The following is a 24589-nucleotide window of genomic DNA, read 5'->3' as shown; positions in this document are numbered from 1 at the left end:
CAACTGCCTTTTCATTAATAGCATCGTTTGCACTAATATCGTGTTTTCTAATCTTTAATCAAACCACAACTATTATAACAGGTATTTGGATTGATAAATAATATCGTGTTTTCTAATCTTTAATCAAACCACAACCTGAGGCGTGACGTCTTCGGATTTCTCAAAATATCGTGTTTTCTAATCTTTAATCAAACCACAACTAGATTCTATTCAACATGAAAAAGAATGCAATATCGTGTTTTCTAATCTTTAATCAAACCACAACGAAGGTCCGCTGGAAGAATCAAATTTATATAAATATCGTGTTTTCTAATCTTTAATCAAACCACAACTCAGAGTGAGGTTTGCGCTTTTTACAAAGTAAATATCGTGTTTTCTAATCTTTAATCAAACCACAACCTTCTTCTTCAAATTTTGCATTATCAAAAGAAATATCGTGTTTTCTAATCTTTAATCAAACCACAACTTAAAATAGGATATATTACATATATGTAATAATATCGTGTTTTCTAATCTTTAATCAAACCACAACCAATACATTTTTATATTGATATTCTAATTCAATATCGTGTTTTCTAATCTTTAATCAAACCACAACGTATTGTTTAAAATACCCAATGGTTGTCCTAATATCGTGTTTTCTAATCTTTAATCAAACCACAACTCAAAACCCGTTACGGTAATTCCTAAACTAAATATCGTGTTTTCTAATCTTTAATCAAACCACAACACTTATCAGTTCCATTTCGTACGGACAAGCAATATCGTGTTTTCTAATCTTTAATCAAACCACAACTATACTTTTCCGGCAGGATCAAATATAACAAATATCGTGTTTTCTAATCTTTAATCAAACCACAACCTTATTGTCTCGCTCAAACGCTACACGTTCAATATCGTGTTTTCTAATCTTTAATCAAACCACAACGGGCATTGGTGTACAGCCAGCGTGTTTACAATATCGTGTTTTCTAATCTTTAATCAAACCACAACGTTAACTACACTGACAATGAAGCGTGCCCGAATATCGTGTTTTCTAATCTTTAATCAAACCACAACCTAATCCAGTATCTTTTGCTAATTGCTTATAATATCGTGTTTTCTAATCTTTAATCAAACCACAACTTATCTCTTTTCTTACAATCATTAGAAAACAATATCGTGTTTTCTAATCTTTAATCAAACCACAACTATTCCAATGCTTTTATTGTGGTCAATACAATATCGTGTTTTCTAATCTTTAATCAAACCACAACGTAATCGTAATTTCATTATAAGGCGGTATAAATATCGTGTTTTCTAATCTTTAATCAAACCACAACTTAAATTTTAGATTAAATTAAGTATCTCTGAATATCGTGTTTTCTAATCTTTAATCAAACCACAACATATGGACAGCCAGTATTACTATCCACTATAATATCGTGTTTTCTAATCTTTAATCAAACCACAACGTGATGGTTTCGGGCCCTGCTAAATGCACAAATATCGTGTTTTCTAATCTTTAATCAAACCACAACTGAAAGCTACTGCATCCCTGCTGGGCGGATGCCATACCTTTCAGTTGTGGTTTGGCTGTTTAAGACAATGAAAAACTGTATGTCAAAGAACCTTTAAAAATCTTGTCTTCCTATAATTGCCATTATTTCTATTTCATTGGCATTAATTTTATAAAAATAGTATCCACTCCACAAATACAATATCTATAACCTTGACGAAAACGAATAGCTTCAGGAAATAGATATGGATTTGATCCGATTTTTGAAAAGCAATCAAAAAACATTTCATAATATTTATTAACTTGAAGAAATCCGAAACGACCAATTCCATATTCAAAAATTCGAGTCAAATCTTCCCTGCTTGTATATTAAGTTTATAACTAAACATTTAGTTTTTTCTTAATTTCTGCTAATAATTCCTCTTTTGTTTTGGTGCTAAATCCGCTTTTTTCAGCTCTATCTAACTTCATTCGAACAAATTCAACATACTCATCTCGATCACGAGCTTGCTTGATTAAATAATTTACCGCTTCACTTTTGCTGGTAAATTCTTCGTTGGCAACTTGTTGTTTTAACCATTCATCGTTTTGATTGGCTAATGTGATACTTTGTCTTGACATAATAAAAACATTTAGTGGTATAAATTCACACCGAACTTTTAAATAAAACTATATCTTTTCAATTTTACCAGATGACATTACTTTAAAATCAATTCCTTCAACAAAAGCATTAAACTGATTGTGATTCATTTTTCTGGTTGGCTTTGTTTCTTCCAATTTAAAAACACCATCTGGTTTGTATTTATCATTCTTTAAATCCTCTAATTTTCTTGCCTCTTTAAAATATCGAAACATAATTACCCCAAAATCGTACTGCTTACCTGATGAATTAATCCTTTGAATAGACAATCCTTCTATGATATAAATTCTTCCTTTTAAATCAACTAAGTCATATACATCATTAGGATTTTCAACTTCTTTATCATAAAAAATCACCTGTTGCCCTCTCTTTAAAACCAAATCACGTTTGTTTCTTTTGGCGATAGGTATTTGTACTGTTTTACCATTAACATTTTTTTCTTTAAACAAAGGATAATATCCTTCTCCTTGTTTTTGTAACTTGGCTAAATTAAAATTATTAATTAATTCAAAATCTCTCTTTCCATCTATTTCATAAATTGCCATGCAAAAATTCTCGTCATTTTGAGCATAAACCTTTTGTTTGTGCTTATGGCGTGATTGCGACAGCACGGCATGATCTTTTATTTCCAAAGGATTTTTGACAGAGTTGGCATACAAACGAACTTTATTAATGGCTACTCCTTTTTCCTCGTTCATCCAAACCTTTTGATTTTCAGCAAGTTTGTTTTTTTGTTGTGGATTTGAAGATAGCAGTAAAACCTTAGCGGCAATTGCTTGTTTTACCTTTTCTTTTACAACCTCATCCACAATATTTTCCACATCAGAAGCTTTAATACTTTCTAAATCTTTCCGGATTACATAGCGTATTTCTTCTTGATGCAATGGGTTTTTAATTGCCCCATAAATACTGTCTTGATGCAAAGAACCTCGAATAGTGTCACCTTGGTGAAACCTCGCCATTTTCTCTCCGTTGCTATCTTTCTTAAAAATTATTTTGTTATTGATGTCCGTTCTCGGAACATTTTTTCCGTTTGTATCAATTTCCATTTCGGCAACAAATTGTTTTTTCCCTCGTATTCTGATAATTTTTTTAGATTGTTTCTTTACATTATCTGGTGTATGATGGGAAACCAAAATTTCGTCCTCAATCTTTTTTAAATCTTCTGTAAAGGTTTTCCAAGGTTTTGATTGTTCTAAAACGGATTTCATCAATTTGTATTGATTTTTTTCCAAGTCATCTTCTAAATCCCAAGCATGCGCCATTACATCATATTTGTCTTTGGTCATACAGGCAATTGTAATCGCATCAATACAATGGTGTGTGTGCTTGCTGCGGTCTTTAATTTTATAATATTTCTTGCCGTCTTTAATATAACTTTCCTGAATTCCCCAGGCTTTTCTAAATTCAGCAACCATTCCGCCTTTTACGGCTTCTACTCTACCAAAATATGATTTTAAATACGCACTGGCATATTTGGTTATAATTCCCGTATCTGGAATTTGGCTGTTTTTGAAACCTACTTTCGGTTCTTTATAAGTAAACCGTTCGTATTTTCCTTTGAAATATTCCTTCTGTAAATTCAATTTATGGCGCAATCTGATTTTTCGGTCTTTTTGTTCCTTTGTGGTTGCCGCTTTAATTGCTCTTGAAATCCCAATTATATCATATTCCAATGCCAAATATTTTTTTTGCCAAGGCGCAACTCGATCTAAAATATCGCTATGATTACTCAACTCAATAGGCATTTTATTTTTTTTAATCTCCCGATTATATCGCTTGCTGCACAGCGTTTTATTCATTTGTGAATTGTCCTGTGACCTGCTTCTTGGAATAGTATGTTCTATATCATAATCAGGGTCACTACCTATAATTTGGCATATACTAATATTAGTATATTGTTCTTCATAAATTGTTTTTCTGTCTTGCTCAATCCATAACTGATAGCGTAAAATATCGTCTTCTGTTGGTTCAATGTCTATTCCAGTTTCCGCTTTATAGTCTTTTTTAATCTCCTCAATGTATGCTTTTCTGCTGTTTTCTATATCTCTTTGATAATCCTGAATTCCTTTTCGTTTATTGGCATCGTTTAATTCTCTGGCCATTTCAATATGAATTCTAGTTTTTTCATCAATTAGACCTTCAATAATTAAAGCATTCAACACTTTCCGTAATTGGTGCAAGGCTCGCATCGCCATCGGATTTTTTATTGAAGAAATTAACGGACTTCCTAAAACTAATTTTTCGTTTCCATTTCCATCTTTTAAAATTTGCTTTCTAAAAACATCAATATCCGATGGATGATATAGTTTATTAAGTTTATTCTTGGCGTTACAAAAAACCTGTCCGTCATCATTTTGACCATCTAAAAAATCAAATACTTTTTCGTCTAATCGTTTTATTGTTAAAAATTCGTATTTTTTTAATTGCTCAATGTAAATAGGAAATAACTTTTTTACAATAACCTCATTCTGGTCATCAATTTTATTTGATTTCACAAAATAACTTACCTTTTTTTCTAAATCTGATTTATAGGTTCCTTCGGCTTCTTTTGAATAATAAAAACCTCCAACTTTACATTCTTTAATGAGCCCGTTTACAATTTCCAATAAATTATTATCAAAAGTGTTTGTAGCTATTAATTCGGCAATTTTAGTTTGGATGTGTTTTCTATCCTCAAGATTTTTCCAAATGTCGACATCTACAATATTTTTAATATTGGCCATAAAAACAGCGTGAGAATACAACAATCCTTCTCTCAAAAAAAGATTTATTTTATTAATTGCTGTTACACTCAAACTGGCAAAGTCTTTCTTTAGCTTTATTTTACTGAATAAAATAGCTTTTTTATCATCCAATTTCAATTTATATTTTGCAAATTCCTGTAAGTACAAATCAGAAGTAGATACGGAAATCAAATGCCATAAATCATTATAATCTACATTTCGTGTTACTATTTCACCGCTTTTATTAAGAGTTTCATAGCTATAGATTTTAGTCTTCCAATCTTCACCCAAAGCATTTTTTAATGAAGTAGATACTACACATCCACTCACAGAAGAATTCATATTATAATTAAACAGGTAATTAACATTTGGAGCAGCAGATGATTTATAAAAAGCATATTTACCGCCACTTGGAACCAATTCTTTGGCTAAATCCTCAAAATTAAAATTGTCCTTTTTTCGCAAAAACTTGGGAGTGATTTTCAATCTTTCTTCGTTAGTAAGAAATCTTAGAGTTTCATCATCGGGAGTTTTTATCTTTATGGTATTAATAAAACACAACATTCTGTATTCCTCAAAATTGGGATGTGAAATGGCACATCTTGACTTACTTTTTTCAAAAGTACATTTGCCTATTAAGCCTTTTTGAGATTTTAAAGGTCTTTGAAAAAAGATAGCTTTATACAATTCTTTAGCTAGTCCAAAATATCTTTTTTCAGGCAATTTTTCAGTTGCTATTATTCCGTCTATTCCTTGAACCAAACAAATGACTTCAAATTCAGAAAGATAGTGTTCTTCCCGTGCCGTATATTGATTTCTAATTTTACCTATATTGTATAAACTGAAAAAATATTGTCCTAAAGTTGCATAATTGCCTAATTTCATTGCTTGAGAAATCTCTCCAATCTTTTGTTTGACAGCGCCTAAGTCTTCTTTTTTATTCAACCGTTCAAGAAGTATGGTTTTAGTTCTCTCAAAGTCTTTTGGATTATCTTTAATCGTTTTAAAGAATGAATTATATAAGGTTTTCAGTTTCTTTTCTCCATCGTCTAAATCCGTTGCTTTGCGTTCAATTAAATCACGATTTTGAAAATAGTCCGTTAATTCCATTTGAAGTTCCGTAATAGTTGCTACGTTTTCAAGAATATCTTCTAGATCGGGTTTATGTTGCTCGATAACACCTTCCGCAGAAGGATCTAATCTATTGCTCAAAAAACCTCTTCGTTGTGCAATATGATAGAAAGCCCTTCCTAACGATAACAATGAAGTCTTTTGTTTACTTGATTTATCTCTAAAATAATAAGGATTTAAGTTTTTGTCATCATCGGTACGTAACCAAGCAATGAATTCCGGATTAAGTGGATATTTTTTAAAACCAGATTTTCTCCATTCTATAACTTCTTCTACAGATAATGGACACATATTATTTTCAGATAGAACTTTTAGAGTTTCATACTTTCTCAATTTTCTGCGAAACTTTATTTTTCTAGCACTTCTAAAACCTGTACGTTCTGCCGCACGAGAACTTTCAATTCCTTTTTCAGATTTAACCCCTTCGGAAAATATCCTGACTCCCTTATCTACAAGTGAAAAATCTGTTCCATCTTTATCCACAATTGCCCACCCAATGCTATTTGTCCCTAAATCCAATCCTAATATTTTTGCCATAACAATCTGTATTTTGTAAGAATTTTTAAAGCTACGGAGAAAATAATTAACCGCTTTACGGTTTCCCTCATTGCAACCTAATTATTTTATATGTATATTTACAACTGATTAAAATTTCTAATCTTTAATCTTATCACAATAAGGCTATATGCCGTAGATGAAAATCTTTAGTCCTGCTTCGGTGGGACTTTTTTTTTGAAAACAATTCATAATTTTAACCCAAATCCCTAGCCCTGATGGAAGCGGCATCTCCCGATTTAGAAAAACAAGGCTTTTCAGCCGTAGTTTTTATTAATTGGGAATACAGCGGACAGCAGGAAATAGCTCCAAAAAAAAAGCCATTTAACCTAAAATGACTATAAATTAAGTTTTTGTTTTGTATTTTCATACTGCTTTAGTATCTTTCGAGTTGAATCTATTTAGAAACCTTACACATTGAAAAAATGTTAGAAGAAAAGAATGATAACCTGCCTGAAGCAGACGGAAAATTAGACAAAAATACTATTGAATCTAATTCATTAGAATCAAACGTTTTAGCAACTCACGCCACTGATCCAACAAATGAACCCGAAGCTGCTGTTCCCGCCGAAGAGAATGTAATAGCGCCAGAAACAGCAAATACAACTGCGCTTCATGCCATTACACAAACAAATGCAGCTGAAAGTGAAGACGAAACACTCAAAGAAAGTTACGATATTCCGATGCAGGATTATGATACCTTATCACTTGAAGTATTGGTCAACGAACTGAAAAATTTAGTTTCCAGCGACAAAATTTTGACTTTTAAGCAGCATATTGAAGAAATTAAAAAAGCATTTTTAGCTAAATACAACCACCTCCTCGAAGAGAAAAAAGAAGAATTTCTAACAGAAAATCAAGACCCTAACGAAGAATTTCAATATCATTCTTCGTTGAAATCTCAATTTGATACTTATTACTCTCTTTTTAGAGATACTAAAAATACCCATTTCAAGAGCTTGCAAACGAATCTAAAAACAAATTTAGAAAATCGTTTGGCAATTGTTGAGGAATTAAAAGAGTTGATTAACCCTCAGGAAAACATCAAAGACACCTTAAAACATTTTAATGATTTAAGAGAACGATGGAAAACTGCCGGGCCAATTCCTAAGGACAAATACAACCACGTGTGGAATAACTTCCATTTTCATGTGGAAAATTTCTATGATTATCTGCATTTAGACCGGGAAGCGAGAGATTTGGATTTCAAACACAACTTAGAACAAAAACAAAAAATTGTAGCGCGTGTTGAAGAATTGGTTACTGAAGCTGATATTAACAAAGCCTTCAGAGAACTACAGGATTTACATCGAATCTGGAAGGAGGATATTGGACCGGTATCTAGAGAACATCGAGATGATATTTGGAATAAATTCAGTGATTTGACCAAGCAAATGCATGATAAACGGGAAGTTTTATTCGAAAATCAAAGAGGAACTGAACAAGAGAATTTAGAAAAGAAAAAAGAAATTATTGCTCAAATTGAAGTTTTGGCGACCGAGAAAGTGAATGCACATTCTCAATGGCTGGCTCAAATAGAAAAGGTAGAAGCCTTGAGAACTGCTTTCTTCTCTGCCGGAAAAGTGCCATCGGAGGTAAATGAGGATACTTGGGCCAGTTTTAAAACTGCTGTAAGAAATTTCAATTCTTTCAAAAATTCATTTTATAAAGACATTAAGAAAGACCAAAACGACAATTTAAGCAAGAAAACAGCTCTTGTAGCTAAAGCCAAAGAATTGCAGGAAAGCACTGATTTTGATGCTACAACTCCTATCATGAAACAAATTCAGGATGAATGGAAACAAATAGGGCATGTACCAAGAAAATATTCGGATAAAATATGGAAAGAGTTTAAGGATGCCTGCAATCATTATTTTGACAAATTAAAAGAGCAAAAAAATGAGGAAAATGGGGAAGAAGTAGCCGCTTTTGATGCTAAAAAAACCTACCTGGAAACCTTAAGAGAGTTCCAATTGATCGGAGACCATAAAACAGATTTAGACTCCATAAAATTGCATATTGAAACCTGGAAAAACTTTGGTAAAGTACCGTTCACAAGAAGACATATTGAGGGAAAATTCAACAAAATACTGGATGCCCTTTTTGAAAAATTAAGTTTGAGTAAAAAAGATACTGATATGTTGCGTTTCTCAAACAGAATGGATCATTTGTCAGAAAGCCATGATACGCGCAAATTAGATAATGAAAAGATTTTTGTAATGCGTAAAATTGATGAAGTTCAAAATGAAATTTTTCAATTGGAAAATAACATTCAGTTTTTTGCCAATACCAGAAATGCAAAAAAAGAAAATTCCATCGTATTAGAAGTTCGTAAAAACATTGCTATTCATAAAGAGAGTCTTGATGTTTGGAAAGAAAAACTCAAACAATTACGAAACTTAAAAACCGAATAAATTTCAGCACATACTGGTGATCAAAACCTCGAGAATAAACTGCTCGAGGTTTTTTTATGGGGAGACACGACTTAGCTGATTTTAACATTTAACGATCATTTATTAAAAAAAATTTCATAAAGTCAGTCTCCTTTTTTATGTTTACAAAATGAAATGGATTCAGAAAACTGTTGTTTTTATTGGCTTTTCAATAGCTCTGTTATTTGCTTTTAATGCAAATGCTATTTCATTGGATTCAATTCAAACAGAAAAGTCACATTCATTCTTTTCTGCTGACAGCATTCATTCTTCAGCTTTTATTCAACCACAGGTACATCCTGTATTTGCTTTACATGATCGTTCTATTACTATTTAAAGAACAAATTTCTTTGTGAAGAGGCTTTTGAAGCCTCTTTTTTTTGTAAAAGTTTTTTTTCAATATGATAATTGTCATTTTAATATGTGAGCAGTCGCTTTACTTTTGACTAACTATAAATGATTTTGCCATGAAAAATTCCTTAATACAAAAATACAATGTTTCGGAACCAAAATACACCAGTTATCCTAATTAGGATGAAATGGATTTTTCAGAAGAAATTTTGAAGAAATTTTGAAGAAATCTTTCACAGAGAGCAATCGTTCTGAAGGTATCAGTTTGTATATCCATTTGCCTTTTAACACCAAAGAATATGAGCAAATGCGAACAATGTATCGTCAGAGAATTTAGCTCTTTAAAAACCTTAACAAAAGACGAATTACTAAAACTTTCTTATTGTAAAACCTCCCATAGTATTAAAAAAGAAGCGGTTACATTTGAAGAGGGAGATAATGTAAATGGTATTTACTATCTAAAAGATGGTATTTGTATTCCAAAATCAGAAGTGATGGGATGCTTTGGCAAGAACAATCAGTTTTCGATGAATGTGATGAAAAGCATTTGCGGTGATCTAAAAGAAGCCGACGATCACATGGTGCATTTAGCCAAAAAAACAGTCAAGAGAAGATTAGCCGGGACGCTTCTCTATTTGCATGACACCTTTGGGAAAAACGAAGATAACTCCTTAAAAGTACAACTTTAGAGAAATGAACTAGCCAGCATGATTGGAACAGCCATTGAAAGCTGTATCCGTTTACTTTCGGATTTAAAAAAACTAGGATTGATTGAATTAACCGGTAAAAAAATCGTTTTAAAAAGACATCAATTCACTCAAAAAATTAGCTAATTAATTCCATTTGCTTTACTCTTTCTTGTTCATTACAAAATAATACACCGGAATTCCTAACGCCACAATGCACAATCCCAATCCCGTATTGAAGGTATCATAAATCAGTAAAGTCAGACAAATGGCTGATGTCACCACAATATAAAGTGCGGGTACAACCGGATATCCAAACGCTTTATAAGGCCTATCGGCATTGGGTTCTTTTTTTCTAAGAATGAAAACTCCCAGAATAGTCAGGATATAAAACAACAATGACGCAAAAGTAGCATAGGTTAATAAGTCCCCGAATTTTCCTGAAACACAAAGCATACAAGCCCAAATGCACTGCACCCACAATGCTTGGGCCGGAACCTGATTTTTATTCAGTTCTGTAGCCTGTTTAAAAAAAAGTCCATCCTTTGCCATAGCAAAAAATAATCGTCCTCCCGAAAGAATCAATCCGCTGTTGCATCCAAAAGTAGAAACCATGATCAACCCAGCCATCACAAATACACCTATATTACCCATAATTATACTTGCTGCGGCCGCTCCTACTCGATCATTGCTGGCAAACATGATTCCGTTACTGGCAATATCAGCAGCGTTTGGAGTTCCCTGCATTGGCAATAAAGCCAAGTACGCCAGATTTGCTAAAACATAAATAACAGTAACAATTAAAGTTCCAAGAAACAAACTACGGGGGATATTCTTTTTAGGTTCTTTAATTTCCCCTGCAATGAAAGTGACATTATTCCAAGCATCACTAGAAAACAAGGAATTAATAATGGTAGCTCCTGCTGCTCCCAAAATAGCCATTCCTGCTAATTTTGTTACTGTAATTGTTCCGTCAGGATTGACTACCGTTTTGCTGGCTTCCCACATAGTTGCGAAATTATTGGACAAAACATCCGTTTGCAGACCCACGTATAATCCTAAAATTATTAAGGCAAAAAGCGCTATTAATTTTGCCGAAGTAAAGAGCAACTGAACTGTTTTTCCGCTTTCTACTCCTTTGGTATTTATGTAGGTTAACAGGATTATACTAAAAATAGCCAATACTTTTTGATACGAAAAAATAAAATCAGTACCGACTGTAAAAAGAGTTTGATCTAAAACAGGAAAGAATATAGCGGCATAATTCGCAAAAGTAACCGCTATAGCCGCAATAACTCCCGTTTGAATTACTGTAAAAACAGTCCAACCATACAGGAAAGAAACCAATCGCCCATAAGCGCGTTGAATATACACAAATTGTCCGCCCGCATTAGGCATCATTCCTGCCAATTCTCCATAACTCAATGCCGCGGCAACCGTGATTAATCCCGTTACCAACCAAATAACTAATAACCAGGCAGCAGAACCAATATCTCTTGCCATGGCTGATGTTACAATGAAAATTCCGGATCCTATCATGGAACCGGCAACTAAACTCGTGGCATCGATTAATCCTAAAGAACGTTTTAACTCGGTTTTATTTTCTGGCATTGGATAATTTTATAAGTGATCCTAATTTAATTATTTAATAATAAACACTATAGTTTCTTCGCTTCTTCCCAAAATTGAGGTGTTTGGAAATCATAGATTTCCAATTCCTATTTGTTAGGAAGACGCTTCGCTTCTTCCCAAAAAACATCCATTTCAGCAAGTGTCATATCCATTAAAGGTTTTCCCAATTCTCCTGCTTTACTTTCCAAATATTGAAAGCGCTTGATAAATTTTTTATTGGTTCGTTCCAAAGCATCTTCTGGATTTACATTTAAAAATCGGGCATAATTGATCATTGAAAATAAAACATCCCCAAATTCGGCTTCAATTTTATCCTGATCTCCTGCTTCAACCTCAACGTGTAATTCGTCTAATTCTTCTTGAACCTTATCCCAAACCTGATGCGATTCTTCCCAATCAAAACCCACTCCTTTTACTTTCTCCTGGATTCGGCTTGCTTTTACTAATGCGGGTAAACTTCTTGGAACACCTTCCAGAACGGACTTTCTGCCTTCTTTGAGTTTTAGTTTTTCCCAGTTTTGTTTCACTTCTTCCTCGTCTTTTACCACCACATCACTGTAAATATGGGGATGACGGTGAATTAGCTTTTCACAAATTTCATTACACACATCAGCAATGTCAAAATCGTTCGTCTCGCTTCCTATTTTGGCATAAAAAACAATATGCAACAACAAATCACCCAATTCTTTTTTGACTTCGTTCAAATCATTGTCTAAAATAGCATCGCCTAATTCATAGGTTTCTTCAATGGTAAGATGGCGCAAGGTTTGCATAGTTTGTTTTTTGTCCCAAGGACATCTTTCACGCAAATCATCCATAATATCTAATACTCGTTCGAAAGCTTGCAGTTGGTTTTGTCTTGAATTCATTAGGGATAGTTTTTGGTAAAAATAAAAAAATCCTGTTCAGAAAAACAACTGAACAGGATTAAATAGTATTTTAAAATATGATTATTCTTTTTTAGCTTTTGCTTTTTTAGCAGGAGCGTTAACTTCCGCTACTGGAGTTTCTTCGGCTGCAACCTCTTCTGTCACTGCAGCAGCAGGAGCTTCATCAGTAACAAGTCCTTTTGCTTGAAGCATATTATACCAGTTCAGCACTTTTTTGATATCAGAAGGATATACTCTTTCTTCATCATAATCAGGTAAAACTTCTTTGAAATAAGCCATCAATGTAGTGTTGTCTTCTTTATGGGATATTGCCGCACCTTTGCTTTCTTTATCAGCAATTTTTTGCATGATTTCAGCTAAAGGTTTTTCGCCTTCATAGGTATAAATTGAAATTTCCGATAGTAAGCTTACATTGCTTTTCAAGTTTACGGTGATTTTTTTTCCATCCGCTAATGATTCTGCTACAAATCCGGTTCTTGTTTGCACTTTCAATACATATAAACCTGGTTTCCCAGAAATGGCTAATATTTTTTCTAAATTCATGTTATTGTGGAATTATTATTAAGAATTTGACTTATTTATTTTTATTTGAAACCAAAAATCATACCAAGCGAAGTTAAAAAGCTGTTTTATCTTCCTTTTTTGGCAAAGAATTTCATTCGGTAGTCTTGGAATGTTTTTCCCTCTAAAATGTTTTTCAGTTTCTTTTGAATCAATCGTTTTTTTAATGACGAAATTTTATCGGTGAATAAAATTCCTTCAATATGATCGTATTCATGTTGGATTACTCTGGCGATTAATCCGTCAAAAACTTCGGTTTTCATTACAAAATCCTCTTCGCAATACTCAATTGTTATGGTTGGATTTCTATAAACATCCTCTCTGACATCCGGAATACTCAGACAGCCTTCATTAAAACTCCATTCTTCACCTTCTTCTTGTATCATTTTTGCATTGATAAAGGTTTTTTTGAATCCTTTTAATTCTTTTTGTTCTGCATCTTCTAATTCCTCATCGTCGCTAAAAGGAGTCGTGTCGACTACAAATAAACGAAGCGCTAATCCTACTTGTGGCGCAGCAAGACCCACACCATAGGCATTATACATCGTTTCATACATATTGGCAATCGTTTCTTTCAAGTTTGGATGTTCTGGTGAAAGAACTTCCCCTGTTTTTCTTAAAACTGGATCACCATATCCTATAATTGGTAAAATCATTCGTGTTGTATTAAATATTAGCTATTAAAATCGAAATAAGTTCTCTTTTAATTCGGTCTGCAAAAATAGTAAAAAAATAGCCAATGAATAATGCTCTAATGATAATTCATCACTATTTAAAATTTAGGTTAAAAGACCGATAGTATTCCTTTGAAAAATTCCTACAATCCTTACCTTTGCAAGCAATACAATTGTATGATTCATAAAATCCAAAAATTTACCGATACGACGTATTTCACTAATGCCCTAAAAGTAACTATCGCCACTGTGATTCCGGTGATGCTGTTTTCTTTTTTTGGCAAATTCGAAGTAGGCTTTACAATAGCTCTTGGAGCCTTTTTTACTTATCCCAGTGACATTCCAAGTAGTCTGAAACATAAAGTCAACGGGATTCTTGTTGCCACCATTCTTGTTGCTAGTGTGAATTTGCTAGTAAATATAATTTATCCGTATTCTTGGATTTTTTATCCTTTTTTAGCCTTATTAGTTTTCCTGACATCCATGTTATCCGTTTACGGACAACGAGCTACAATGGTTTCTTTCTCCGCCCTGATTTCACTCTCCTTGACATTTTCTGATATAAATACCGGTTGGGCTATGGTACAACATTCCGGTTTGATTCTAGCAGGAGGATTATTCTATCTCGTTGTTTCACTTACTTTTCACTACATCAGACCACATCGCTACATCGAATTACAAATTGCTGAATGCATCAAACTTACGGCTAAATATTTGAAGCTAAGAGGAGATTTATGGACCATAGATGCAGATAAAAAAGCAATTATTGAAAAGCAGTTAAACCTTCAGGTCGAGTTGAACACAATTCATCAAAACATAAGAGAAGTATTGATTAACAGCCATATCAGCGCAGGTTCTTCTAATCAAAATCGAAAAATGTTGCTTGTTTTTATAGCAATGGTAGAAATCCTTGAAGTGGCATTGTCTACGTCATTTGACCATGATAAATTGCACCGAAAATTCGACAATCATCCAAGGGTCTTGCTGACGTATCAAAACTTAGCCTACAATCTGGCCGCAAGTTTAAAACAATTATCTGAAAGTGTAAAAAAACGAACGAATTATATTCCAAAACACACATTGCTAAACGATTTGAACGCCTTACAGCTGGCAATCACTGATTATGAAAAAGATTTAGGGAAAAATTCTGCCTCAGAAGGCGTTTTTATGCTTACCACTATGCTGGAATATGCGGAAAAGCAAGTCGAGAAAATAAAAATTGTAGAACGTGCTTTTACCTCAATTGTTAATTTACAGGATTTTACAGGAATCGATACCGATTTAGAAAAATTCTTAACGCCGCAGTATTATCCGTGGCGTACTTTGACAGAGAATCTGAGTTTTTCCTCCACTATTTTCAGGCATTCCTTACGATTAACAATAGCGCTATTAGTTGGTTTTATTATTGGAAAAATACTGCCTTTTCATAATGTATACTGGATTTTATTGACTATTATCGTTATCATGCGACCCGGTTACGGCTTGACTAAACAACGTTCTTTTCATAGAATTCTAGGTACTGTTTTAGGTGGATTAATTGCCTTTGGAATTCTTTTCTTTGTCAAAGACAACATTATAATCAGTATTCTTTCTATTCTTTGCTTGCTTTTAGGATTCTCTTTTACCCAAACAAATTACAAAGTCAGTGCCACATTTGTAACCATGTATGTTGTTTTTATTTATGGAATTGTGACTCCTAACATAGGGGATCTTGTTCAATTTAGAATACTGGACACCATTGTAGGTGCCGGTCTTGCTTTTTTGGCCAATCATTTTTTATGGCCTTCTTGGGAATTTTTAAACATGCCCATGCATTTAGAAAAATCCATCAATGCCAATCAAAATTACCTGAAGGAAATTTCAATTTTTTATAATAAAAAAGGAACCGTTTCTACATCGTACCGCTTGGCTCGTAAAAATGCTTTCATCGAGATTGGGAATTTAATGGCTTCTTTTCAGAGAATGGCACAAGAGCCTAAATCAAAACAAAAACAGCTGCCTAAAGTCTATAAACTAACGGTATTAAATCACTCTCTTCTCTCCTCATTAGCGTCTTTAGGAACTTACATTCAATCCCATAAAACAACCTCCGCATCTGAAGCATTCAATGTGGTGGTGGATACTGTGATTAGAAATCTGGATGAGGCTATTGCACTTTTGAAGGAAAATGATTTCAAGCTAAAAGAAAACCTTCCCAAAGAGGATTTAGCGCTACGTTTTACCGAATTGAAAAATATACGTGCCCGAGAATTGAAAGCAGGAATTCCTATTGATGAAAAGGCTTTTCAATTGAAAATGCAAGAAGCACAATTGGTAATCGAACAATTAATCTGGCTGACCAGTTTATCCGAAACTATTTTAAAAACCACAACAGCATTAAAGGAATCTTAACAAGAAAAGCGCTTGAACCAGATTCCTATCTAATTCAAACTCTTTTTATTTTTGTGCTGACTTTCTAATTATTCAGTTTTAGGACGGCAGCCGTTTCTTTTCTGATTTTCTCTAATAAAATTGGATCTTCATTGAGATTTTGACCATAAGAAGGAATCATGATTTTTAATTTCTCCTGCCACTCCGCCGTTTTAATTTCCTCTTTGAAACATCTTCCTATCAAATCTATCATAATAGAAACTGCTGTTGAAGCACCTGGAGAAGCCCCCAGCAAAACGGATAAAGATCCATCTGCAGTGGTAATTACTTCGGTACCAAACTCCAGTATGCCTCCTTCTTTTTCGTCTTTTTTTATCACTTGTACCCGTTGTCCGGCACGTTCAATTTTCCAGTCTTTGGATCGTGCCTTGGGAACATATTCTCTTAACGCATTAATTCGGTCTTTAGGGGATTGGCGCACTTGCTCAATTAAATATTTGGTAAGGGGTATATTCTTAATACCTGCGGCTAACATTGGAATAATATTATCTGATTTTATCGATAAAGGTAAATCTGAATAGGAGCCATTTTTTAAAAACCTAGTCGAAAAACCCGCAAAAGGACCAAAAAGCAATTGCTTTTCTCCATTTATCATTCGGGAATCAATATGTGGTACAGACATTGGTGGTGCTCCCACGCTTGCCTTACCATATACTTTAGCCTGGTGTTTTGCAATCACTTCCGGATTTGTGCATTTTAGCCATTGTCCGCTCACTGGGAAGCCGCCATAGCCTTTGCCTTCGGGCACATTTGCTTTTTCTAATAATGGCAAGGAACCACCCCCAGCACCAATGAAAACAAATTTAGAGTATGTTTTTCTCTTTTGACCGGAAGCTAAATCAGTGATTTTTATGCGCCATAACTTATCTTCTCGTTGTTTTAATTTTTGAACTTCGTGGTTATAATGAATGGTAACCCCATCTAGTTTTGCTAAATAACCAAAAATACTTCGGGTCAATTCTCCAAAATTTACATCTGTCCCAATTGCCATTGAACTGGCGGCCACTTTTTCGGTTTCTGATCTCCCTTCCATAACCAGCGGCATCCATTCTTTTAATTGTGCAAAATCAGTACTAAAAACCATTTGCTTAAAAAGAGGATTCAAATGCAACGCGTCAAATCTTTTTTTAAGATAAGCAACATTTTTTTCTCCCCATACAAAACTTATGTGGGGAATGCTTTTAATAAAATTTTCAGGAGAAGGAACTCTGTTTTCTTGAACGAGATATGCCCAGAACTGTCTGGAAACTTCGAAAGACTCCGCGATACTGATCGCTTTTTTTGGGCTGATGCTTCCATCAGGTCCTACGGGAGTGTAATTGAGTTCACAAAAAGCAGCATGTCCAGTTCCTGCATTATTCCATGCATCAGAGCTTTCAGCCGCCGCTCTATCTAATCGTTCGTAAATTTCAATTTTTATATCCGGTTGCAGTTCTTTTAGGATTAAGCCCAGCGTGGCGCTCATAATTCCAGCTCCAATAAGAACTACTTCACTATTTGTACGTATGGTTGTGTCAGGCATAACTAGATTTTAAAGTGCAAAGGTAAATGATATATTCACAAAAAAAAGCATAAATTTTACCTCAAAAGTTACATTTATCAAACCGTTTTAGCAAAAAAATAGCTTTTTTACACTGATTTTAAAATTTTTTCCTGGTCAAATAGTCCTGAAGCATAATCGTGGCCGATATTTCGTCAATAAGTGCTTTGTTTTGACGCTGTTTCTTACTCATGCCGCTATCTATCATGGATTGAAAAGCCATTTTTGAAGTAAACCGTTCATCAACCCGAATGACTTTCATCTCCGGAAAATGATTGGTAAAGTGCGTGACAAATCCTTTAATGATCGATGCACTTTCTGAGGGTTCGCCATTCATTTGTTTGGGTTCACCAATAAGAACGGCTTCTACTTTTTCTTTAGCAAAATAATCCTTCAAAAAAGCAATTGCAGTTGCCGATGGGATTGTGGTTAAACCCGAAGCTATAATTTGCATTTCATCAGTAACCGCTATTCCGGTTCGTTTTTGACCGTAGTCTATGGAGAGAATTCTAGGCATTTATAAGAAGTTTTACAAACATATTGAGCTTAATCGGCTAAATCCATAAAAAAAATCAGAATAATTAATTTTCATATTTTGAAATCACTTTATCAAGATAGGCATCAACTTAGTATATTGTATAAAGTTTTGCAGTACCATTATGATTTTTTTCTAGTGAAGCGTCTAATTTTTTTTTATTTCTAGTAAACGCCTCATCTTCCTGTACTATTTACTATTGTAAGTTCATCTGATGAAAAGAAACTCAATAACTCCAGAATTTTGGCTTTGATTTCGGGTTGAAATTCTAATCTAATGGTTTCCATACTATTTTTACTTAAAACGAATTCCTATGTTTCAAAATTGCCACAACTAAAACAGTTTCGTGTGCAACATCAACTTTAAAAACGATTGTATAACCTTTAAAAACATAATCTCTTGTGTTTTCATTATCAAAATAAATTGATTTTTTGAAAAGAAAAGGCTGCTGCATATCTTTTTTTATGTTTTTTATCAATGCAATTTTAAATTTTCTTGCAGTAAGCGGTTTGTCTTTTGAAATGAAATCAATTATAACATCTAAATCATGATTAAATTCGATAGTTAATTTAATCCTCATATTTTGATATCGTTTTTTCCAGCAAAATATCCAATTCCTCAAAAGTAGAATATACAGCAGTACCATTATCAATCTTATCAATCCTGGACTGAAGCATTCTTTTTTCTTCTTCAAAAATTGACCTTTCCTGAACTATTGTAAGTTCATCTGATGAAAAGGAACTCAATAACTCCAGAATTTTGGCTTTGATTTCGGGTTGAAATTCTAATCTAATGGTTTCCATAGTACCTACAATTTAAAGTACAAATATATAACATTTTCAAATTAATTTGACTTTTTGCTTTTAGTTAAAAACCCTATCTTTGTCAAAAATCTATCAAAAATGAATCCATTACAGCCGATTATAGAACAAGCTTGGGAAAACCGTGCTTTGTTACAAGAAACTACAACAACTGATGCTATCAGAGCAGTTATTGAATTATTAGATACCGGAAAATTACGTGTTGCTGAACCAGTTGGAGAGGGATGGCAAGTAAACGAATGGGTAAAAAAAGCAGTAGTAATGTATTTCCCTATTCAAAAAATGGAAACATTAGAGTCTGGAATTTTCGAATACCATGACAAAATGTTATTGAAAAGAGGCTATGCCGAGAAAGGAATTCGTGTTGTTCCTAACGCAGTAGCGCGTTACGGTGCTTATATTTCCAGTGGTGTTATCTTGATGCCAAGTTATGTAAACATTGGTGCTTATGTAGACGAAGGAACTATGGTAGACACATGGGCAACCGTAGGTAGTTGTGCTCAAATAGGTAAAAACGTACACTTAAGCGGTGGTGTAGGTATTGGTGGCGTACTTGAACCTTTGCAAGCGGCTCCTGTAATTATTGAAGACGGCGCTTTCATTGGTTCCCGATGTATCGTAGTTGAAGGGGTACATGTTGGGAAAGAAGCGGTACTTGGTGCCAATGTTTGCCTGACTGCCTCCACAAAAATTATTGATGTAACCGGAGAAACTCCCGTTGAAATGAAGGGATATGTTCCTGCCCGTTCCGTTGTGATTCCAGGAAGTTACACTAAGAAATTTCCAGCAGGAGACTTCCAGGTTCCTTGTGCTTTAATCATTGGAACTCGTAAACCTTCAACTGATTTAAAAACATCATTGAATAATGCTTTACGTGAATATGACGTAGCGGTTTAATCCGTATTCGTTTAAAAATCTTTATAAAAAGACCTATTGGATATTTCAATAATTATTGTCAATTACCGTGGTTGGAAAGCCTTAGACGAATGTTTAGAATCCATTGATACAATTATTTCGAAAACATTCTCATTCGAAGTCATCATTGTTGATAATTTTTCGAATGACGGACAATTCAACATTTTTAAACAAAAATATTCCAAGTTTACATTTATAGAAAACACTGGTAATAATGGTTTCTCAAATGGTTGCAACTTTGGTGCAAGCATTGCTACGGGAAACCATTTCCTTTTTTTAAATCCAGATACAAAACTTACTCTTGAAGCCCTTGAAACTCTTTTAGAAACGGCTGTTTCCCATCCAGAAATTGGAATTTTATCCTGTTTACAAATAAACGAAAACGAAGTTTTTTACAAACAAAACAATTTATTTCCGGCTTTAGGACGATTTTTCGGAGTGTCAAGATCTATTTTTAGAAAACTGAATAAGGCAAAATTAGAAAAACGTTTTAATAACAACAATGAGTTGTTTTACCCAGATTGGGTTACCGGAGCGGTCATTTTCATAAGCCGAGAATGGTTTAACAAAATTCAAGGCTGGAATGAAGATTTTTGGCTTTATTTTGAAGATGTTGCACTTTGTAAAAAAATTTCTGATACGGATGGAAAAGTTGCCGTTACCCGAAAAGCTACTATTTTCCATCAACATGGTGGTGCATCCCGATTAAACGTAAAGACAAAAGCACTCACGAAAACAGAAGTGATCATCTCAAAACACGTGTACATCAGCAGTCAATTTTCAACAGGAATACAACTCTATTTACATACATTATTAATTTTAGGAGTTCTTAGTGAGAAACTATTTTTGTCGCTTTTAAGCGTGTTTTTATTTTTTATTCCAAAATTGAAAGTGAATCGATTGATGCTTAAAAATTTATCCATTTATTATTTAAATGTCCTACGAAAACAAACCTGGATTAGTCCTCGTGCAATGAATTACTTGAAAACAAAAGCATAACTTTTCAAATTTACTTCAAATGAAAATACTTGTAATTCAACAAAAAATGATTGGAGATGTTTTAGTAAGCTCCATATTATGCAATAATTTGCGCAAAGCCTACCCAAAAGCGCAAATTGATTATATGGTTTACGAATCTACCATTGCTGTTTTACAAGGAAATACAAGTTTCGATAATCTCATCCTTTTCCAGGAAAAACATCAAAAAAGCAAATGGGAATATTTTAAATTATTGAAATCCATTCGAACTGAAAAATATGATATTATTATAGATGCGTATTCCAAATTAGAAAGCTGGCTTGTCGTATTGTTATCGGGTGCAAAACAAAAAATATCGTATTGGAAAAAAGGAAGAGACTTTCTTTATACGGATACGGTGATTAGAAAAAAAACGACCAATACCAATTTAGGTTTAATAATTGAACAGCGATTAGCATTGCTAAATCCTTTGCATCTGGATATTGAATTAGAAACATTTCCCAGAATTTATGTCACAAAAGTAGAGAATGATTTTGCTAGTTCACTTTTTGAATCTCACGGTATAGACCAATCTAAAAAAACAGTTATGGTCAGCATAATTGGAAGCAGTCCAGACAAAACCTATTCGTTGGAATATATGTCTCAATTAGTCGATTTTATTGCAGATAAGGAAGATGTGAATATTCTTTTTAATTATTTTCCAAAGCAAATTGAAGATGCAAAAACAATTTACAATGGGTGTAAAGAAAGTACTAGACAAAAAATTTATTTCTCCCTCTTAGGAAAAAACATTCGAGAGTTTATCGCCATCATGAATCATTGTGATATGATAATTGGCAACGATGGCGGGGCAATAAATATGGCAAAAGCATTAGAAAAACCCTCTTTTATTATTTTTTCGCCTTGGATTGACAAAAAAGGATGGGCCACATTTGAAGATGGAATTAATCATGTTTCTCTGCATTTACAAGAGTTTAAACCTGATTTATTTGAAGGCAAAACGGCTAAAATCATAAAAAAAGAAACCATTGCGTTTTACAAAGAGTTTACTCCCGAGTTGATTATTCCTGCTTTACATACTTTCTTGGAAACACATTTAGAATAATATTCTATTTTTGTAAAACATTCAAAAATTAATGAAATACAATCACAACACGAACATTTCAGTTTTAATAATTACATTAAACGAGGAAAATCAAATTAAGCCACTTTTGGTTGATTTAGATTTTGCTGATGAAATTATTGTTGTCGATTCATTCAGTACCGATAAAACAGAAGCTATTTGTAAATCATTTGAAAAAGTCACTTTCATTCAAAATAAATTCAAAAACTATTCTTCTCAAAGGAACTTTGCTATTTTACATGCAAAAAATGACTGGATTTTATTTTTGGATGCAGATGAAAGACTGACTCCTGCATTAAAGAATGAAATTATAGCCACAATAAAAACCAATGAAACCTTTTCGGCTTTTCTTTTCTACAGAACTTTTATGTTTGAAGGCAAAGTATTGCATTTCAGCGGGAATCAGAATGATAAAATATTTAGGCTTTTTAATAAAAATCAAGCTGAATATACCACAGACCGGCTTGTTCATGAAAAATTAAAAGTGAATGGAAAAATAGGTGTTCTAAAAAACAAACTGATTCATTATTCCTATGCTAATTTTCAAGCGTATAAATCGAAAACGATTCGGTACGGAGAATTCAAAGCACAGGAGAAGTTTTTAAAAAAGCAAAAGCCTTCGGTTTTATTACATTTTTTACATCCTGCTTATAATTTTTTGTTCAATTACATTATCCGATTAGGATTTCTTGACGGAAAAAAAGGTTTGATTATTTGCTATTTAAACGCCAATTCAATTCACATCCGATATCAAGAATTAGAACAACTTTGGAAAAGACAACAACAGTTATCTCCAAAACAATAATTTCTTTTTACGAGCAATTTTTCTATGAAATTTCATTTGAAAATCATTGGTATAAAAGCACATTTTTACAAAAACTTCATCGTATTTCTTATTGTAAAGTTTGGCATATTCATCACTCATTATTGCCAGCATTTCTTTTTTTGGCGTAAGCCTGTTGAAATTTTTCATGCGTAGCTCGAAGTCCATAAACTGATGGAAATTCATTCTATTTAAATCAACTAGGTAGAAACTATAGCTTCCATCATCTGCTTTTTTAATCAAAGTATTTCCTGGAGAATGATCTAAAAACTCAATTCCTTTTTGATGTAAATCAAATGTAAATCGGGTAAACTGCCGCAAGATATTCTCATGATCCGGATAATCAGGTTGCAGCACTAATTCTCTGAAAGTTAACTCTGCCTGAAGATGCTCACTGATATAAAAACTTTCTTGTAATCCCAACAAAGTGAAATTTTCAGCACAAGCTATAGGTTGTGGCGTACCAATTCCCTTTTCTAATAAAATAGCTGCATATTCGAAAGAACGTCTGGCTTTAGATTTTCTGAAATATTTATAGGCAATTTTATTGATCAGATTTGGGGTTTTGAAAGATTTGATATTTATCGTTTTCCCTTCTAATTCAAAAAGTTTTATTTTGTTTCGCACTCCGTCGCCAAAAAGAATTCCTTTTGAATTGAAGCTTTCAATGATATCAATTAACACCTTTTGATTGGTTATCAATGACGTATTAAAAATTATAGTTCTTTTCAATTGTTTTATTATAAGATTAGTCGATTGTTTTAATAAAAGCAAAAATATTATTTAGCTAAATACTTAAACCATTGTCCGAAATTTTTAAAAAAAAGATAAAGTGATGAAATTCTAAGTACTTTATTATTACTAACATAGTTTTTAATTTCATCTATATTTTTTGTAGGAAAATAACCTAAAGTCTTCCATGTATCAGCTTCTATATAATAAAAATCTTTAAATGTTTTATAATTTTCTTGATTTACTAATTTCCATTTTTCAAAGAAAGAGTTATTAATTTGTACATTATGTCCCCAATTTTTTAATTTGAAAGCTAATTGGTCTTCGGTTCTTGATAAACATTCATGCAAAAGAATTTTATCCGTGTAAATTACCCTTGCTTTTGTCTTTCTGCCTACTTTGTAATTTGGATAGTTTGTAGCAAGTAAAACTCTTGTAAGATTTTCAACATACAATATTCCTTCATTAGTGTATTTGTACAAGTGAGTTAAAAAACAACCTATTTGAACAGGATTTTCTTTTGGGTTTTTCAAAAAAGAATCATACTTCCTAAGATCATTTATAAAACCTGAAAAATCTAAAAAGTATTCATCTGCATCAATTTGAATTAACCAATTTCCTATTCCCATTTTATCAGAAAGCATTTTTCTTTCTCTAACCTCGCATTCCATTGTAGTTAAACTTGACACGTAAAAATCATCTTCATATATAACAATTTTATTTTCAACATCAAATGCATCAATCCATTCAAAAAAAGTATCATCAATAGTAAAAAATTCACCGTTCCATGTTTTTCGTTCCTTATCAATAGCTAAAAAAATAGTATTAGATTCTTTGTATATTGTTGGTATCGAATTTTTTAATAGTTCATAATCGTACGAGACTAAATAACCTACTTGTATTTTTCCTAACATAA

20 protein-coding genes, 1 pseudogene and 1 CRISPR repeat array (1 of these 22 running past the window's edge) are annotated in these 24589 nt (G+C 33.1%); of the genes and pseudogenes, 8 read left to right on the top strand and 13 right to left on the bottom strand.

Annotated elements, in window-relative coordinates; genetic code table 11:
- A CRISPR array of direct repeats spans window positions 1–1520; the repeat unit is 36 nt; unit sequence AATATCGTGTTTTCTAATCTTTAATCAAACCACAAC (it extends 2538 nt beyond the left edge of the window).
- A gap of 359 nt (window positions 1521–1879) precedes the next feature.
- The 3 genes from EKM05_RS07535 to EKM05_RS14390 form a co-directional block, all read right to left on the bottom strand.
- The gene (locus EKM05_RS07535; protein WP_126460518.1) at window positions 1880–2119 is read right to left on the bottom strand and encodes a CopG family transcriptional regulator; all 240 of its coding nucleotides are present in this window, start codon (window positions 2117–2119) and stop codon (window positions 1880–1882) included.
- A 48-nt stretch (window positions 2120–2167) separates the two neighbouring features.
- Entirely contained in the window at window positions 2168–6532 is a 4365-nt protein-coding gene (cas9, locus tag EKM05_RS07530) for a type II CRISPR RNA-guided endonuclease Cas9 (protein ID WP_126554438.1), read from the bottom strand.
- Between the two features lie 214 nt (window positions 6533–6746).
- On the bottom strand, window positions 6747–6920 hold the full coding sequence (locus tag EKM05_RS14390; protein ID WP_158614850.1) for a hypothetical protein: 174 nt from the start codon (window positions 6918–6920) through the stop codon (window positions 6747–6749).
- A 55-nt stretch (window positions 6921–6975) separates the two neighbouring features.
- Here EKM05_RS14390 and EKM05_RS07525 point away from each other — a divergent pair, with 55 nt between their 5' ends.
- From EKM05_RS07525 to EKM05_RS07515, 3 genes and pseudogenes are all read left to right on the top strand, one after another.
- Window positions 6976–8964: a DUF349 domain-containing protein gene (locus EKM05_RS07525; RefSeq protein WP_126554436.1), complete on the top strand. Its 1989-nt coding sequence runs from the start codon at window positions 6976–6978 to the stop codon at window positions 8962–8964.
- A gap of 148 nt (window positions 8965–9112) precedes the next feature.
- Entirely contained in the window at window positions 9113–9319 is a 207-nt protein-coding gene (locus EKM05_RS07520; protein ID WP_126554434.1) for a hypothetical protein, read from the top strand.
- A 313-nt stretch (window positions 9320–9632) separates the two neighbouring features.
- Window positions 9633–10170, top strand: a pseudogene (locus tag EKM05_RS07515) (Crp/Fnr family transcriptional regulator).
- Between the two features lie 11 nt (window positions 10171–10181).
- On the opposite strand, the gene EKM05_RS07510 reads toward EKM05_RS07515, so the two are convergent.
- The 4 genes from EKM05_RS07510 to def all read right to left on the bottom strand — a co-directional run bounded on the left by EKM05_RS07510 (window position 10182) and on the right by def (window position 13758).
- The gene (locus EKM05_RS07510) at window positions 10182–11630 is read right to left on the bottom strand and encodes an APC family permease (protein WP_126554432.1); all 1449 of its coding nucleotides are present in this window, start codon (window positions 11628–11630) and stop codon (window positions 10182–10184) included.
- 107 nt (window positions 11631–11737) lie between these two features.
- Window positions 11738–12520: a nucleoside triphosphate pyrophosphohydrolase gene (mazG, locus tag EKM05_RS07505; RefSeq protein ID WP_126515521.1), complete on the bottom strand. Its 783-nt coding sequence runs from the start codon at window positions 12518–12520 to the stop codon at window positions 11738–11740.
- A gap of 81 nt (window positions 12521–12601) precedes the next feature.
- Window positions 12602–13084, bottom strand: a complete 483-nt coding sequence (locus tag EKM05_RS07500) for a DUF5606 domain-containing protein (protein WP_126460497.1) — start codon at window positions 13082–13084, stop codon at window positions 12602–12604.
- 86 nt (window positions 13085–13170) lie between these two features.
- Window positions 13171–13758, bottom strand: coding sequence for a peptide deformylase (def, locus tag EKM05_RS07495; protein ID WP_126554430.1), 588 nt, complete (start codon window positions 13756–13758; stop codon window positions 13171–13173).
- A 195-nt stretch (window positions 13759–13953) separates the two neighbouring features.
- Here def and EKM05_RS07490 point away from each other — a divergent pair, with 195 nt between their 5' ends.
- Window positions 13954–16167 carry an FUSC family membrane protein gene (locus EKM05_RS07490; RefSeq protein WP_126554428.1) on the top strand — a complete coding sequence of 738 codons (2214 nt, stop codon included), beginning with the start codon at window positions 13954–13956 and terminating at the stop codon, window positions 16165–16167.
- 64 nt (window positions 16168–16231) lie between these two features.
- Here EKM05_RS07490 and EKM05_RS07485 read toward each other — a convergent pair whose 3' ends face one another.
- From EKM05_RS07485 to EKM05_RS07465, 4 genes are all read right to left on the bottom strand, one after another.
- Complete coding sequence (locus EKM05_RS07485; protein ID WP_126515525.1) at window positions 16232–17728, bottom strand: malate:quinone oxidoreductase; 1497 nt, start codon at window positions 17726–17728, stop codon at window positions 16232–16234.
- A gap of 118 nt (window positions 17729–17846) precedes the next feature.
- Window positions 17847–18263: a Holliday junction resolvase RuvX gene (gene ruvX / locus EKM05_RS07480; protein WP_126460485.1), complete on the bottom strand. Its 417-nt coding sequence runs from the start codon at window positions 18261–18263 to the stop codon at window positions 17847–17849.
- A gap of 316 nt (window positions 18264–18579) precedes the next feature.
- Entirely contained in the window at window positions 18580–18861 is a 282-nt protein-coding gene (locus EKM05_RS07470) for a type II toxin-antitoxin system RelE/ParE family toxin (RefSeq protein ID WP_126460482.1), read from the bottom strand.
- Complete coding sequence (locus EKM05_RS07465; protein ID WP_126460479.1) at window positions 18851–19084, bottom strand: hypothetical protein; 234 nt, start codon at window positions 19082–19084, stop codon at window positions 18851–18853. Before EKM05_RS07465 ends, EKM05_RS07470 begins: the two co-directional genes overlap by 11 nt.
- A 99-nt stretch (window positions 19085–19183) precedes the next feature.
- On the opposite strand from EKM05_RS07465, the gene EKM05_RS07460 reads away from it, so the two are divergent.
- The 4 genes from EKM05_RS07460 to EKM05_RS07445 are packed head-to-tail and all read left to right on the top strand — an operon-like array spanning window position 19184 to window position 22923.
- On the top strand, window positions 19184–19999 hold the full coding sequence (locus EKM05_RS07460; RefSeq protein WP_126460476.1) for a 2,3,4,5-tetrahydropyridine-2,6-dicarboxylate N-succinyltransferase: 816 nt from the start codon (window positions 19184–19186) through the stop codon (window positions 19997–19999).
- A 36-nt stretch (window positions 20000–20035) separates the two neighbouring features.
- Complete coding sequence (locus EKM05_RS07455; RefSeq protein ID WP_126460473.1) at window positions 20036–21016, top strand: glycosyltransferase; 981 nt, start codon at window positions 20036–20038, stop codon at window positions 21014–21016.
- A 19-nt stretch (window positions 21017–21035) separates the two neighbouring features.
- Complete coding sequence (locus EKM05_RS07450) at window positions 21036–22100, top strand: glycosyltransferase family 9 protein (protein WP_233579278.1); 1065 nt, start codon at window positions 21036–21038, stop codon at window positions 22098–22100.
- Window positions 22101–22131: 31 nt separating this feature from the next.
- Window positions 22132–22923, top strand: coding sequence for a glycosyltransferase family 2 protein (locus tag EKM05_RS07445; RefSeq protein WP_126554426.1), 792 nt, complete (start codon window positions 22132–22134; stop codon window positions 22921–22923).
- Here the strand turns inward: EKM05_RS07445 and EKM05_RS07440 are convergent.
- The gene (locus EKM05_RS07440; protein WP_370275742.1) at window positions 22906–23643 is read right to left on the bottom strand and encodes a lipopolysaccharide kinase InaA family protein; all 738 of its coding nucleotides are present in this window, start codon (window positions 23641–23643) and stop codon (window positions 22906–22908) included. The genes EKM05_RS07445 and EKM05_RS07440 overlap by 18 nt on opposite strands.
- Before the next feature lie 77 nt (window positions 23644–23720).
- Complete coding sequence (locus EKM05_RS07435) at window positions 23721–24587, bottom strand: hypothetical protein (RefSeq protein ID WP_233584054.1); 867 nt, start codon at window positions 24585–24587, stop codon at window positions 23721–23723.
- Between the last annotated feature and the right edge of the window lie 2 nt (window positions 24588–24589).

Origin of the sequence: Flavobacterium sp. GSP27, assembly GCF_003970395.1 — a bacterium.
GTDB lineage: Bacteria > Bacteroidota > Bacteroidia > Flavobacteriales > Flavobacteriaceae > Flavobacterium.
Note: the sequence above shows the minus strand (reverse complement) of the source record. Positions and strands in the feature narration are given on the sequence as shown.